General features: G+C 72.2%; 11 protein-coding genes and 1 pseudogene. 6 read left to right on the forward strand and 6 right to left on the reverse strand.

Annotated elements, in window-relative coordinates; genetic code table 11:
* Nucleotides 1–662 precede the first annotated feature (662 nt).
* Nucleotides 663–1,235 (reverse strand): TetR/AcrR family transcriptional regulator, encoded by a 573-nt coding sequence (locus ACWKZU_RS00780; RefSeq protein ID WP_449280490.1) that lies wholly within the window; start codon nucleotides 1,233–1,235, stop codon nucleotides 663–665.
* 81 nt (nucleotides 1,236–1,316) lie between these two features.
* Between ACWKZU_RS00780 and ACWKZU_RS00785 the strand changes: the two genes are divergently transcribed.
* Nucleotides 1,317–1,895 carry a dihydrofolate reductase family protein gene (locus ACWKZU_RS00785; protein WP_449280491.1) on the forward strand — a complete coding sequence of 193 codons (579 nt, stop codon included), beginning with the start codon at nucleotides 1,317–1,319 and terminating at the stop codon, nucleotides 1,893–1,895.
* A gap of 80 nt (nucleotides 1,896–1,975) precedes the next feature.
* Here the strand turns inward: ACWKZU_RS00785 and ACWKZU_RS00790 are convergent, their stop codons facing one another.
* The 3 genes from ACWKZU_RS00790 to pdhA are packed head-to-tail and all read right to left on the reverse strand — an operon-like array spanning nucleotide 1,976 to nucleotide 5,552.
* On the reverse strand, nucleotides 1,976–3,424 hold the full coding sequence (locus ACWKZU_RS00790) for a dihydrolipoamide acetyltransferase family protein (RefSeq protein ID WP_449280492.1): 1,449 nt from the start codon (nucleotides 3,422–3,424) through the stop codon (nucleotides 1,976–1,978).
* On the reverse strand, nucleotides 3,421–4,434 hold the full coding sequence (locus ACWKZU_RS00795) for an alpha-ketoacid dehydrogenase subunit beta (RefSeq protein ID WP_449280493.1): 1,014 nt from the start codon (nucleotides 4,432–4,434) through the stop codon (nucleotides 3,421–3,423). Before ACWKZU_RS00795 ends, ACWKZU_RS00790 begins: the two co-directional genes overlap by 4 nt.
* Nucleotides 4,431–5,552 carry a pyruvate dehydrogenase (acetyl-transferring) E1 component subunit alpha gene (pdhA, locus tag ACWKZU_RS00800; protein WP_449280494.1) on the reverse strand — a complete coding sequence of 374 codons (1,122 nt, stop codon included), beginning with the start codon at nucleotides 5,550–5,552 and terminating at the stop codon, nucleotides 4,431–4,433. Before pdhA ends, ACWKZU_RS00795 begins: the two co-directional genes overlap by 4 nt.
* 174 nt (nucleotides 5,553–5,726) lie before the next feature.
* On the opposite strand from pdhA, the gene ACWKZU_RS00805 reads away from it, so the two are divergent.
* Nucleotides 5,727–6,185, forward strand: coding sequence for an Lrp/AsnC family transcriptional regulator (locus ACWKZU_RS00805; protein WP_449280495.1), 459 nt, complete (start codon nucleotides 5,727–5,729; stop codon nucleotides 6,183–6,185).
* An 18-nt stretch (nucleotides 6,186–6,203) separates the two neighbouring features.
* Here the strand turns inward: ACWKZU_RS00805 and ACWKZU_RS00810 are convergent, their stop codons facing one another.
* Entirely contained in the window at nucleotides 6,204–7,355 is a 1,152-nt protein-coding gene (locus ACWKZU_RS00810) for an acyl-CoA dehydrogenase family protein (protein ID WP_449280496.1), read from the reverse strand.
* A gap of 169 nt (nucleotides 7,356–7,524) precedes the next feature.
* Here ACWKZU_RS00810 and ACWKZU_RS00815 point away from each other — a divergent pair, with 169 nt between their 5' ends.
* From ACWKZU_RS00815 to ACWKZU_RS00830, 4 genes are read left to right on the forward strand one after another with little or no spacing between them, the layout of a single operon-like run.
* Complete coding sequence (locus tag ACWKZU_RS00815; protein ID WP_449280497.1) at nucleotides 7,525–9,096, forward strand: carboxyl transferase domain-containing protein; 1,572 nt, start codon at nucleotides 7,525–7,527, stop codon at nucleotides 9,094–9,096.
* A gap of 5 nt (nucleotides 9,097–9,101) precedes the next feature.
* Nucleotides 9,102–11,147, forward strand: a complete 2,046-nt coding sequence (locus ACWKZU_RS00820) for an acetyl/propionyl/methylcrotonyl-CoA carboxylase subunit alpha (protein ID WP_449280498.1) — start codon at nucleotides 9,102–9,104, stop codon at nucleotides 11,145–11,147.
* On the forward strand, nucleotides 11,144–11,629 hold the full coding sequence (locus ACWKZU_RS00825) for a MaoC family dehydratase (protein WP_449280499.1): 486 nt from the start codon (nucleotides 11,144–11,146) through the stop codon (nucleotides 11,627–11,629). The genes ACWKZU_RS00820 and ACWKZU_RS00825 overlap by 4 nt, the downstream gene beginning before the upstream one ends.
* Entirely contained in the window at nucleotides 11,629–12,426 is a 798-nt protein-coding gene (locus tag ACWKZU_RS00830) for an HpcH/HpaI aldolase/citrate lyase family protein (RefSeq protein WP_449280500.1), read from the forward strand. Before ACWKZU_RS00825 ends, ACWKZU_RS00830 begins: the two co-directional genes overlap by 1 nt.
* 15 nt (nucleotides 12,427–12,441) lie before the next feature.
* On the opposite strand, the pseudogene ACWKZU_RS00835 reads toward ACWKZU_RS00830, so the two are convergent.
* Nucleotides 12,442–12,793 (reverse strand): annotated as a pseudogene (locus ACWKZU_RS00835) (TetR/AcrR family transcriptional regulator); the annotation flags it as partial.

Genomic DNA, 12,793 nt, shown 5'->3' on the forward strand with positions numbered 1-12,793 from the left:
ACCGGGAGCACGGCTCCCGCCACTGCGGTCGAAGCGCCGACGGCCGCCGCACGCGCCCGGCGCAGGCCGCCAGGCCGCCGGCCCCCGTCCGCTCGTGTTGTTCTCAAACGCATTCCAACTTCCTTCCCACTCGGCGCGCGATCCCCTCCGGCCGGCGGCGAGAAGACTCGTCGCCGGACAGGGAAGGGCGGAGCGAGCGCCTCAGTACGTACAGCCGATCCCGGAGCGGGCAACCGCAAGGACTCTCGCTGGATCGCAAGACTCCGGCAGGCCCCGGGTGCAAGTCTGTTGTCTCGGCGGGCGCTTCTCAGGCGCCTTGAGGCAAATGACCACAGAAATGCGGACAAATGAGGCGCGGGGCTTGAGTGGGGCTCCTGGTTGGTCTATTGGGTGGGTCGTGGGACCCGCCCCTGTCATCCTGCGCGGCGCGGGATCCGCTCTCGTCGTCCCGCGCGCCGCGGGATCCGCGCCCTCGTCATCCTGCGCGAGCCTGCGAGTCGCAGGATCCACCGGCATGGATGCTGCGTACTGCGACTCGCTCTGGCGCGGTGGCGCCATCGCGGAATGCGCGGAACGCTGACGCGTTCCGCTTCGAGCATTCCGCGCACGCAGCATGACGGGCTTCGCCGCGTGCAGCACGACCGGCGGCCGCCCGGGTGCTTCTACTCCTCCGGGAGCAGGCCCGCCACGAGGGCGTCGACCACGTCGTCGGTCGGGGTGTCCGGATCGATCGGCGTCGTGAGCCGATCGAGCAGCAGCCCGTCGATCGCGTAGTGGAACAGCGCGATCTCCGCGCGGCCGCCGGGCAGCCCCGCCGACTCGTTGAACGCGGCATCGGCTTCGAGGCCGGCGCGCAGCCAGGGGCCGAGGATGGTCGCGAGCTCGGGGCGGCGTGCGGAGTCGAGCCGCAGCTCGAAGAGGGCCCGGGTGACATCCGGTTCCGCCGAGAGACGACGCACGATGTCCCGGACGTAGTCCGCGAAGAGGGCGCGGCTGGGGCGCTGATCCGCTCGGCGGGCGAGATCCTCGGCCGTGGGTGCGAGCCGCTCGCCGATCCGCTCGAACAGCCCCGTGATGAGCGCGTCGCGGCTGCGGAAGTAGTTCGACGCGGTGCCGGTCGGCACACCCGCCTCGGCGTCGATCGCGCGGTGGGTCAAACCGCGCGATCCGTCGCGGGCGAGCACCGCGATGCCCGCATCGGCGAGCGCACTGCGGCGCGCAGGGTTCCTGGCCATGCCTCCACCCTAGCGCAACCACTGCAGCTGTTGTAGTCTGCGATTGCTGCAACCGCTGCAGCTGTAGTGATTGGAGACACGATGCGAGACCTGACCTACTACGTCGCCGTCAGCCTGGACGGCTTCATCGCCGGCCCGCACGGCGAGTTCGACACCTTCCTCGCCGAGGGGGACCACATGGCGCCGATCTGGGAGCGCTATCGCGGCACCGCGCCGACGATGCTGGCGGAGGCAGCGGGCCTCTCGGTGGCGAACGGCCCCTTCGACACCGTGCTCATGGGCTGGAACACCTACGCGGTCGGCCTTCCCGAGCACCACCTGCCGAACCCGTACGAGCACCTGCGGCAGATCGTCTTCTCCCGCTCTCACGAGGCTCCGGCCGGAAGCGGGGCAGTGCGCGTCACCGACGCCGATCCGGTGGAGACGGTTCGTGCGCTGAAGCGGGAGGAGGGGAGCGGGATCTGGCTGTGCGGCGGCGGAGCGCTGGCGGCGGTGCTCGCGGACGAGATCGATCGGCTCGCCCTGAAGATCAATCCCGTGATGCTCGGCGACGGGGTCCCGCTGTTCGGGCCGAGGGAGTACGCGCCGCAGTTCTGGAAGCGCGACGGCACGAGGGCGTTCGACTCCGGCGTGATCCTCGCGGAGTACCGCCGGGCCTGATTCGGCCGCGGGGTGCCCGGTCCCGAGAGCTCCGACTCACGGAGCGCGGGGGCCCCGGCGGGGCCGGACGCGGGAACCCCTCACGCCCACAGCATGGCGCGTGCCGGAGACTCCAGGAGATCGCCGACGATCCTCAGGAAGCGCGCCGCTTCGGCGCCGTCGACGACCCGGTGATCGAACGACAGGCTGAGCGTCAGCACGTCGCGCAGCTCGATCCCGCCGCGATGCTCCCATGGCCGGCGCCGAACGGCGCCCACCGCGAGGATGCCCGTCTGACCCGGCGGCAGGATCGGCGTGCCGGTGTCCACGCCGAACACGCCGATGTTCGTGATCGAGAACGTGCCCCCGGCGAGACTCTGCGGTGTGGTCTTCCCCGAGCGCACCGCGGCGGTCAGCTCCTGCAGCTCGTCGGCCAGTTCGACGAGCGACAGACGGTCCGCCCCGTGGATGTTCGGAACCAGCAGTCCGCGGTCCGTGGCCGCGGCGATCCCGAGGCTCACCGACTCGAACCGCACGATCTCGCCCGTGTCGCCGTCCCACTGCGCGTTGAGATCCGGCACCGCTCGCAGCCCGAGGCACACCGCCCTGGCGACCACCGCGAGCAGTTCGATCCGGCGCTCGGAGAACGTGCGGTCGGTGCGGAGCGATGAGACGAACTCCATCGATCCGGTCGCGTCGACGGTCTGGAACACGGTCGCGTGCGGGGCCGTGAAGGCGCTCTGCACCATGGCCTCCGCGGTGCGCTTGCGCACTCCCGTCACCGGGACCCGGGTCGTCCGGCCCGCCCGAGCCCCGACCGCGGAGGGCCCGGAGGCTCCGGACGCCGCGGCGGCGGACGCAGCGATCCCAGGGCTCCCGCGCCCCGAGGCGGGCGAGTCGCCCGCCTCGGCGTAGCGGTCGACATCCTCGCGGGTGATGAGCCGATCGCCGACGGAGCTCGCGACCGCCTCGAGATCGACTCCGCTGCGGCGCGCGTGGACGCGAACCGGCGGGGTGGCCCGCGGGCGGCGCTTCCGCCCGGACCCGGCGGCCGGGGCGGGACCGGCGGCCGGGGCGGGACCGGCGGCCGGGGCCGCTGTCCGGGCGCGCCTGCGCCGCGCGGGGCGCCCCGACTCGTCGGCGGCCGCACCGTACCCCACGAGCGTGGGCTCGCGCGCCCCCGCAGATGCGCTGCCTGCCGTGCCGTCCACCGGGCTGCCTGCCGTGCCGTCAGTCGGGCCCCGCGACGCGCGACCCGGCGCACTGCCGGCCGAGTGCGCGGACGATGCGCCCGGGCCGGCGTCGCCCGCGCCCGCGACCTCGAACGAGACCAGCGGCGACCCGACCTCCACGGTGTCGCCGATCTCGGCGTGCAGCCGCGACACCGCGCCGGCATAGGGCGAGGGGATCTCGACGATCGCCTTCGCGGTCTCCACCTCGGCCAGCGGCTGGTTCAGGGCGACCGCGTCGCCGGCCCCGACGAGCCACTGCACGATCCTCGCCTCGACGAGGCCCTCGCCGAGGTCGGGAAGGAGGAACGTCGTGGTCATCGGCCCGCCCCCGTCTGCTCGCCCAGCGGCACCATCACCTGATCCACCGCGTGGAGGATGCGGTCGAGATCGGGCAGGTGGTGCTTCTCGAGTTTCGCCGGCGGGTACGGGATGTCGTGGCCCGTCACCCTTCGCGGCGCCGCCTCGAGGTACTCGAAGTCGCGCTCGACGATCGAGGCGATGAGCTCCGCGGCGGGGCCCGCCTCGCGGGAGGCCTCGTGCACCACCACCACGCGCCCGGTGCGCGAGACGGAGCCCGAGATGGTGTCGTAGTCCACCGGAGACAGCGAGCGCAGGTCGATGACCTCGATCGAGATCCCCTCGTCCGAGGCCGCCGCCGCGGCGTCCAGGGCGGTGGGAACCAGGGCGCCGTAGGCGAGCAGCGTGACGTCGCCGCCCGTGCGCAGCACTCTCGCGGTGTCCATGGCCGGCAGCTCCGCGATGCCGGAGCGCGTCGTCGCGGGGCTCTTCGCGTGGTAGAGGCGCTTCGGCTCGAGGAAGACGACCGGGTCGTCCGAGGCGATCGCCTGGCGCAGCACGTCGTAGGCGTCCTGCCCGTTCGAGACGACCGCCACCCGCAGGCCGGCGGTGTGCATGAAGTAGGCCTCGGGGGATTCGGAGTGGTGCTCGGCGGCCCCGATCCCGCCCGCCCACGGGATGCGCACGGTCACCGGCATCTTCACCCGGCCGCGGGTGCGGGCGTGGAGCTTCGCGAGCTGCGACACGATCTGGTCGAAGGCCGGGTACACGAAGCCGTCGAACTGGATCTCGACGACCGGCCGGAACCCGCGGAACGCGAGCCCGATCGCGGTGCCGACGATGCCGGACTCGGCGAGCGGCGTGTCGATCACCCGCTTCTCGCCGAACTCCTCGAGCAGGCCGTCGGTGATCCGGAACACGCCGCCGAGCGCGCCGATGTCCTCGCCGAGCAGCACCACCTTCTCGTCCTCCCGCAGTGCGTCGCGCAGGGCGGCGGTGAGCGCCTTCGCCACGGTGGTCGTCTGCGTCATCGGTCTTCCTCCTCCGGTTCGAAGCCCGAGAGATAGGCGGCATAGGCGTCGCGCTGCCGAGCGAGCTCGCGGTGCGGCTCCGCGTACACGTGGTCGAAGAGCGACAGGGGCGGCGGGGTCTCCATGGCGAGGCAGGCGGCGCGCATGTCCATGGCCAGCTGATCGCCGTCGGCGAGGATCCGCCCGTGCCGATCGTCGTCGAGCGCGCCGATCCCGCGCAGGTGCTTCTCGAGCCGGATCAGGGGGTCGCGGCGGGCCCAGGTCTCGAGCTCCTCCGCCGAGCGGTACCGCGTGGGATCGTCCGCCGTGGTGTGCGGCCCGAGCCGGTACGTGACGGCCTCGATGAATGCCGGCCCCCGCCCGGAGCGCGCGTGGTCGGCGGCCCAGCGCATCGCGGCGAAGCAGGCGAGCACGTCGTTGCCGTCGACCCGGATGCTCGGAACGCCGAAGCCCGCGGCGCGGCGCGCGAGGGAGTGCTTCGACTGGACCGCCACGGGCTCCGAGATCGCCCACTGGTTGTTCTGGCACACGAAGACGACCGGGACCTCGTAGCTCGCGGCGAAGACCAGCGCCTCGTTCGTATCGCCCTCGCTGGTGGCGCCGTCGCCGAAGTAGGCGGCGGAGACCTGCTCGCCGCCGTCGTCGCGGATGCCGAGCGCGTAGCCGACGGCGTGCAGGGTCTGCGCGCCGATCACGATCTGCATCGGCGCTATGGAGAGCGCATCGGGATCGTGGCCGGATCCCGACTCTCCCCGCCACATGCGCACGAAATCGCCCGGAGCCGCGCCCCGCGCGTAGACGAGCCCGAGCTCGCGGTAGCTGGTGAAGAGGAAGTCGTCGTCGCGCAGGGCGCGGACGGTGCCGATCTGCGCCGCCTCCTGCCCCTTGCACGGCGGCCAGAGGCCCAGCTGCCCCTGCCGCTGCAGCGCAACGCCCTCCGCGTCGATCCGCCGCAGGACGGACATGTCGCGGTAGAGGCCGCGCAGCCAGTCGGCGTCGCAGTGCTCCACGTAGGAGTCGAGCCTGCTGCCTGCGACGCGCTCGCCCTCCGCGTCGAGCAGTACCTCGCAGTCTTCCAGCGCGTGCTCGCGCGGACGGGTGTCGTGCAACGGCGCCATCGTCGTTCCTCCAGGTCTGCACCGAGCCGGACCCCGGGGGTTCACACGCTCCCACCTTCGCGACCGCGGTGTTCTTCGAAGGTAAGTCGCATTCATCAGTCTGCACAAGTTGCGCCGAGAAAACTCAACAGTCTGATGAATACTGGCTCGCACCATGGGTTAGAATGCAGCATTATGATCAAGATGGATCGCGTCGATCGAGCCCTGCTGGCCGCGCTCGCGAAGGACCCGCGCGCGACCGTCGTCGCGCTGGCCGATCAGCTGAACGTCTCCCGCAACACGGTGCAGGCGCGCATGGCGAAGCTCGAGAGCAGCGGGGCCGTTCTGGGTTACGAGCGCGCCTTCTCCCCGGCGCCCTGGGGGTACCCGCTGCAGGCCTTCCTCAGCATCGGGGTGCGGCAGGTGCGGCTGCCGCAGATCGTCGAGATGCTCGGCGAGATCCCGGAGGTGCTGCAGGTGCACGGCCTGAGCGGTCGCGTCGACCTGATGGCCCTCGTCGCGTGCCGGGACACCGCGCACCTCTTCGACCTCGACGCGAGCATCCTCGCCATCGACGGGGTCGAGCGCACCGAGACCGCCTTCGTGATGCGCGAGCTCGTGCCGTATCGCGTGCTGGGGCTGGTCGAGCGGTAGCGGCCAGCCGGGGCGCGGTCACGCCAGTCCGAGCGAGCGGCTGATGACGAGCAGCTGCACCTCGTTCGTGCCCTCTCCGATCTCCAGCACCTTCGAGTCGCGGAAATGACGTGCGACCGGGAACTCGTTCATGAATCCGTTGCCGCCGAAGATCTGCGTCGCGTCGCGGGCGTTGTCCATCGCGGCGTCGCTCGCCGTGAGCTTCGCCAGGGCGGCCTCGGTCTTGAACGGCCTTCCCGCGTCGCGCAGCCGAGCCGCGTGGTGCCAGGCGAGCCGCGCGAGGTGGACGCGCTGCCGCATGCGGGCGACCATGAACTGGATGCCCTGTCGCGTCGCGAGCGGCGAGCCGAACACGGTGCGCGCCCGCGCGTACTCGGCGGCCGCCTCGAGGCAGCCCTCCGCGGCGCCCGTGGCGAGGGCTGCGATCGCGATGCGCCCCTCGTCGAGCGCGTCGAGGAAGTTCGCGAGACCGCGCCCGCGCTGTCCGAGGAGGTGGGAGGCGGGCACGCGTACCTCCTCGAAGGCGAGGGGGTGCGTGTCGGAGGCGCGCCAGCCGACCTTGTCGTAGGACGGCCCCACGGTGAACCCGGGCGTGCCGTTCGGCACGATGATCGTCGAGATCTCCTTCTTGCCGTCGGTCTCGCCCGTCACGGCGGTCACGGTGACGAAGCGCGTGACCGGGGTGCCGGAATTGGTGATGAACTGCTTCGAGCCGTTGATCACCCACTCGTCGCCGTCGAGTCGGGCGGTGGTCCTGGTCGCGCCCGCGTCGGATCCCGCTTCGGGTTCCGTGAGCCCGAAGCCCGCGAGCGCGCGCCCCGTCAGCAGCTCGGGGAGGTACTCGCGCCGCTGCTCATCGGTGCCGAAGCGGTAGACGGGCATGGCGCCCAGGCCGACGGCGGCCTCGAGCGTGATGGCGATCGACTGATCCACGCGCGCCAGCCCCTCGATCGCGAGGCACAGGGCGAAGTAGTCGCCGCCCTGGCCGCCGTGCTCCTCGGGGAACGGGAGGCCGAACAGCCCCAGCTCGCCCATCTGCGCGACGACGCCCAGGTCGAGGGTGTGCGTGCGATCGGCCTCGTAGGCCTGGGGTGCGACGACGTCCTCGGCGAATTCGCGCACCATCTCGGCGAGCGCCTGCTCCTCGTCGGTGAGATCCGGGTGGTTCATGGGAGTGCTCCAAGCCGCATTGCTTCGATTACTGATGAGTAACTCACTTCGCGAAAAGGATAGCAATACTTCAGTTCTTTCGGTAGTGTTCGATTACCGATGAGTAATCATCGTGGCAGTGGAGCGCATCGCCCGGCGCGGCGCGATGCGAGAGAAGAGGGCGGCTGACATGGCGTCGACACAGCAGTCTCCGACGTACCGCGGGCTGGTCGAGGAACTGCGCGCGCGGCTGGGCGAGGCCGCGCTGGGAGGCCCCGAGCGCGCCCGGCAGCGCCACGTGTCGCGGGGCAAGCTGCCGGCACGCGATCGGGTCGACCTCCTGCTCGACGAGGGGAGTCCTTTTCTCGAGGTGGCTCCGCTCGCCGGGTTCGGGCTGTACGGCGGTGACTGTCCCGGCGGCGGAGTGATCACCGGCATCGGCCTGATCCACGGCAGGCACGTCATGGTCGTCGCCAACGACGCGACGGTGAAGGGCGGCACCTACTACCCGATCACCGTCAAGAAGCACCTGCGCGCGCAGGAGATCGCCGCCGAGAACCGCCTGCCCTGCGTGTATCTCGTCGACTCGGGCGGGGCGTTCCTGCCGATGCAGGACGAGGTCTTCCCCGACCGGGAGCACTTCGGGAGGATCTTCTACAACCAGGCGCGCATGTCGCGCGACGGGATCCCGCAGATCGCGGCGGTGATGGGCTCGAGCACGGCCGGCGGAGCCTACGTGCCCGCGATGAGCGATGAGACCGTGATCGTGCGGAATCAGGGCACGATCTTCCTCGGCGGCCCGCCGCTGGTGAAGGCCGCGACCGGCGAGGTCGTCACCGCGGAGGAGCTCGGAGGCGGTGAGGTGCACACGCGGATCTCGGGGGTCGCCGACCACCTCGCCGAGAACGACGAGCACGCCCTGCAGATCGTGCGCGACATCGTCGCCACCCTTCCGCCGCAGCCCCCGCTCGTCGAGCCCGCGTCGTCGGAGACGGCGGCCGATCCAGCGCCGGGCGACCTGCTCGACGTGGTGCCGGTCGAGCTCACGACACCCTACGACGTGCGCGAGATCGTCGGCCGCGTCGTGGACGGGGGCGAGTATTCGGAGTTCAAACGAGACTACGGCGCCACGCTCGTCACGGCCTTCGCCGCGATCCACGGGCACCGGGTCGGGATCCTCGCCAACAACGGCGTGCTCTTCGGCGAATCGGCCCTGAAGGGCGCGCACTTCATCCAGCTCTGCGATCAGCGGCGCATCCCGCTCGTCTTCCTCCAGAACATCGCCGGATTCATGGTCGGGCGCGAGTACGAGTCGGCCGGCATCGCCAAGCACGGGGCCAAGATGGTGAACGCGGTCGCCACGGCCACGGTGCCGAAGCTCACGGTGGTGGTCGGCGGCAGCTTCGGCGCCGGCAACTACGGCATGGCGGGCCGCGCCTATTCGCCCCGCTTCCTCTGGCTCTGGCCGGGCGCGCGGGTGTCGGTGATGGGCGGGCCGCAGGCGGCCTCCGTGCTCTCGACCGTGCGCAGGGAGCAGATCGAGGCGGGCGGCGACTCCTGGTCGGCCGAGGAGCAGGCCGAGTTCGAGGCCCCGATCCGGGCGCAGTACGAGGCTCAGGGGAGCCCGTACTACTCGACCGCGCGCCTGTGGGACGACGGGATCATCGAACCCGGTCAGACCCGCGACGTGCTCGGGCTCGCGCTCGACGTGGTCATGCGGGCCCCGCTCGACGATGCCGGCTACGGCGTGTTCAGGATGTGAGCGAGATGTTCGAGACCGTGCTGATCGCCAACCGGGGCGAGATCGCCTGCCGCATCATCGAGACGCTGCGGCGCCTCGGGATCCGCTCGGTCGCGGTGCACAGCGACGCCGACGCGACCGCCCGCCACGTCGTGCTCGCCGACCGCGCCCGGCGGCTCGGCCCGGCGCCCGCGGCGCAGAGCTACCTGAACATCGACGCCGTGATCGCCGCCGCGCTCGAGAGCGGCGCCCAGGCCATCCACCCCGGCTACGGCTTCCTGGCCGAGAACCCCGACTTCGCGCGGGCCTGCGACGCCGCCGGGATCGTGTTCATCGGGCCGACGCCCGACGCGGTCGGCGTGATGGGGGACAAGATCGCCGCGAAGCTCGCCGTCGAGCAGCGCGGCGTGCCGACGGTCCCGGGCTTCGCCCGGCCGGGGCTCACGGATCGGGAGCTGATCGACGCGGCGCCCGCCGTCGGGTACCCGCTGCTGATCAAACCGTCCGCGGGCGGGGGCGGCAAGGGCATGCACGTCGTCGAGCACGAGGCCGGGCTCGCCGAGGCGATCGCCGCGGCGCGGCGCGAGGCCCTGGCGAGCTTCGGCGACGATGCGCTCCTCCTCGAGCGGTATCTCTCCACGCCGCGCCACATCGAGGTGCAGATCCTCGCCGACCGGCACGGCGACGTGATCCACCTGGGGGAGCGCGAGTGCTCGCTGCAGCGCCGCCACCAGAAGGTCATCGAGGAGGCGCCGTCCCCGCTGCTCGACGAGGCGACCCGCGCCGCGATCGGCGAGGCGGCCTGCGAGACCGCGCGGAGCGTCGCCTACCACGGCGCGGGCACCGTCGAGTTCATCGTCGAGGCGTCCCGGCCCGACGAGTTCTTCTTCATGGAGATGAACACGCGGCTGCAGGTGGAGCACCCCGTGACCGAGCAGATCACGGGCGTCGACCTGGTGGAGCAGCAGCTGCGCATCGCCGCGGGCGAGCCCCTCGGCCTCGCGCAGCACGAGGTGCGCCTCCGGGGGCACAGCATCGAGGCCCGCGTGTACGCCGAGGATCCCCGGACCGGATTCCTGCCGACCGGGGGGCGGGTCGATTTCGCCGCCCATCCCGGCGGGCCGGGGATCCGCGTCGACACCGCGCTCTCCTCCGGCCTCACGGTCTCCGTCGACTACGATCCCATGCTCGCCAAGATCATCGCGTGGGGCGACACCCGGGAGGCGGCGCGCCGTCGGCTCGTCGCCGCGCTCGGCGACACGGCCGTGATCGGCTTCCCCACGAACATCGAGTTCATGCGGCTGCTGCTGGAGCTTCCCGAGGTGCGCGCCGGCGAACTCGACACCGGCCTGATCGAGCGGCACCAGGAGCGCCTCCCGTACGCGAGCCCGGACGACCGCGCGTTCGCCGAGGCGGCGCTGCTGCTCGACGCGGCCGCGACCGGCCGGGCGGGGCGACGACCGTGGGACCGCCGCGACGGCTGGCGCCTCGGCGAGCCGAGCCCGCGCGTCTACGCACTCGTCGGCGGCGATGAGCGGCGCACCGTGCGCGTCTCGGGCACGGCGCCCGACGGGGTGCGCGTGCGCATCGGCGACGCACCCGAGGACCGCGCCGCGCGGCTCGTGCGCCACGAGGCGCATCGATGCACCATCGATCTCGGCGGTGAGACCCGCAGCTCGTTCGTCCGGGTGGAGCGGGACCGGGTGCGCCTCGTGCGGGACGGCGCCGAGCTCGAGATCCGCGCCGAGCGACGGAAGCACGGCGCCGAATCCGAGGCGGGCGGCGAGCCGCGGCTCGAATCGCCCATGCCGGGCACCGTGGTGCTGACCCCGGTCGAGAACGGCGCGACGGTCGCGGTCGGCACCCCGATCGTCGTGGTCGAGGCGATGAAGATGGAGCACGTGCTGCGGGCGGGAGTCGCGGGCGTCGTGTCGCTGCGGACGGCGGCGGGAGACACCGTCGCGCGGGGCCAGACGCTCGCGGTCATCACGGTGGCGGAGGCTGCGGAGACGGCGGAAGCCGCGGAGACTCCGGGGATACTGGAGACGTCGGAGACGGAGGAGGACGCATGAGCGGGAAGCGCATCGAGCAGCGCGGGCTCTACTTCGAGGAGTTCGAGGAGGGCGCCGTGTACCTGCACCGCCCCGGCCGCACGATCACCGAGGCCGACAACGTGCTCTTCACCACGCTCACGATGAACACGCAGTCGCTGCACCTCGACGCCGCGTGGAGCGAGGGCACGGAGTTCGGAGAGCGGCTGGTGAACAGCATGCTGACGCTGTCCACGCTGGTGGGGCTCTCGGTGTCCCAGCTCACGATGGGCACCATCGTGGCCAACCTCGGCTTCAGCGAGGTCTCGTTCCCGGCTCCGGTGCGCATCGGCGACACGCTGTACGCCGAGACCCGCATCGCCGGCACACGGACCTCGGCGTCCCGCCCGGGGCAGGGGATCGTGACGTTCGAGCACACCATGCGCAACCAGCACGGCGCCGTGGTGGCGCTCGCCACGCGGGCGACGCTGATGCGGTGCGCGCCCGCCCGGGAGGAGGGGTGATGCCGGGACCGGCGCTGCTCTTCTGCCCCGCGGACCGCCCCGAGCGATACGCGAAGGCGCTCGCCGCCGCCGACGCGGTCATCATCGACCTCGAGGACGCCGTGGCCCCGGAGGACAAGGCGGGCGCCCGGCTCGCGCTCGCGGCGCAGGAGGTCGATCCCGAGCGCACGATCGTGCGTGTCAACGCGGCGGGCGGCGCCGACCACGTGGCCGATCTCGCGGCGCTGGCCGGCACCCCCTATCGCACCATCATGCTGGCCAAAACCGAGAGCGGGGCGCAGCTCGACGGGCTCGCCGCCGCCGGGTATCGTGTCATCGCGCTCTGCGAGACCGCCCTCGGCGTGGAGCGCTGCGCGGAGATCGCCGGCCACCCGGCCGTGGCCGGAGTGATGTGGGGGGCGGAGGACCTGGTCGCCGGCATGGGCGGGCGCTCCAGCCGGCACGCCGACGGCTCCTACCGCGACGTCGCACGATACGCCCGCTCGCGGGTGCTCCTGGCCGCGAAGGCCGCGGGCAAGCTCGCGATCGACGCCGTGCACCTCGAGATCGCCGACATTGAGGGGCTGCGCCGGGAGGCGCTCGACGCCGTCGCGTGCGGCTTCGACGCCACGGCCTGCATCCACCCCTCGCAGGTCGCGGTGATCCGCGACGCCTACGCTCCCTCGGCGGAGCAGCGGGCCTGGGCGCGGCGCGTGACCGCCGCCGCCGCGGGGCAGCACGGCGTCTTCCGCTTCGAGGGCCGGATGATCGACGAGCCGGTGCTGCGCCAGGCGCGCGCGATCCTCGGACCGGCCTGATCCCGCCCCGGCGTTCTAGGCCTCGCTCGCCTCGGTCTCGCGCACCGGCGCGAGCAGCGCCGCGTGCGCCATCGCGGCGAGGATGCGCGCCGCGCGCGGCCCGCTCGACGCCGCGCTGTGCGGGGTGGAGTTGAGCAGGCCCACGACGGCGAGCAGGCGGGTCTGCGCCTCCTCCGAACCGAACTCCGGCCGGATCGCCGTCAGCACCTGCTCCCACTCGCGCAGGTACTCGCGCTGCAGGCGGCGCACCTTCCGATTCGTCTCCTCGGGAAGGCTCGCGAGCTCCCGGCCCTGCACCACGATGATGTCGGGCTCGGCGGTCGCGAACTCCACGTGGAAGGCGATGAGCTCTTCGAGGGTCTCCTCG

Source organism: Leucobacter sp. (assembly GCF_053528595.1).

Bases quoted from the DNA above. Each gene is read 5' to 3' on its own strand.
- ACWKZU_RS00780 (WP_449280490.1), bottom strand. From the start codon at position 1,235: ATGGCCAGGAACCCTGCGCGCCGCAGTGCGCTCGCCGATGCGGGCATC.
- ACWKZU_RS00785 (WP_449280491.1), top strand. From the start codon at position 1,317: ATGCGAGACCTGACCTACTACGTCGCCGTCAGCCTGGACGGCTTCATC.
- ACWKZU_RS00790 (WP_449280492.1), bottom strand. From the start codon at position 3,424: ATGACCACGACGTTCCTCCTTCCCGACCTCGGCGAGGGCCTCGTCGAG.
- ACWKZU_RS00795 (WP_449280493.1), bottom strand. From the start codon at position 4,434: ATGACGCAGACGACCACCGTGGCGAAGGCGCTCACCGCCGCCCTGCGC.
- pdhA (WP_449280494.1), bottom strand. From the start codon at position 5,552: ATGGCGCCGTTGCACGACACCCGTCCGCGCGAGCACGCGCTGGAAGAC.
- ACWKZU_RS00805 (WP_449280495.1), top strand. From the start codon at position 5,727: ATGATCAAGATGGATCGCGTCGATCGAGCCCTGCTGGCCGCGCTCGCG.
- ACWKZU_RS00810 (WP_449280496.1), bottom strand. From the start codon at position 7,355: ATGAACCACCCGGATCTCACCGACGAGGAGCAGGCGCTCGCCGAGATG.
- ACWKZU_RS00815 (WP_449280497.1), top strand. From the start codon at position 7,525: ATGGCGTCGACACAGCAGTCTCCGACGTACCGCGGGCTGGTCGAGGAA.
- ACWKZU_RS00820 (WP_449280498.1), top strand. From the start codon at position 9,102: ATGTTCGAGACCGTGCTGATCGCCAACCGGGGCGAGATCGCCTGCCGC.
- ACWKZU_RS00825 (WP_449280499.1), top strand. From the start codon at position 11,144: ATGAGCGGGAAGCGCATCGAGCAGCGCGGGCTCTACTTCGAGGAGTTC.
- ACWKZU_RS00830 (WP_449280500.1), top strand. From the start codon at position 11,629: ATGCCGGGACCGGCGCTGCTCTTCTGCCCCGCGGACCGCCCCGAGCGA.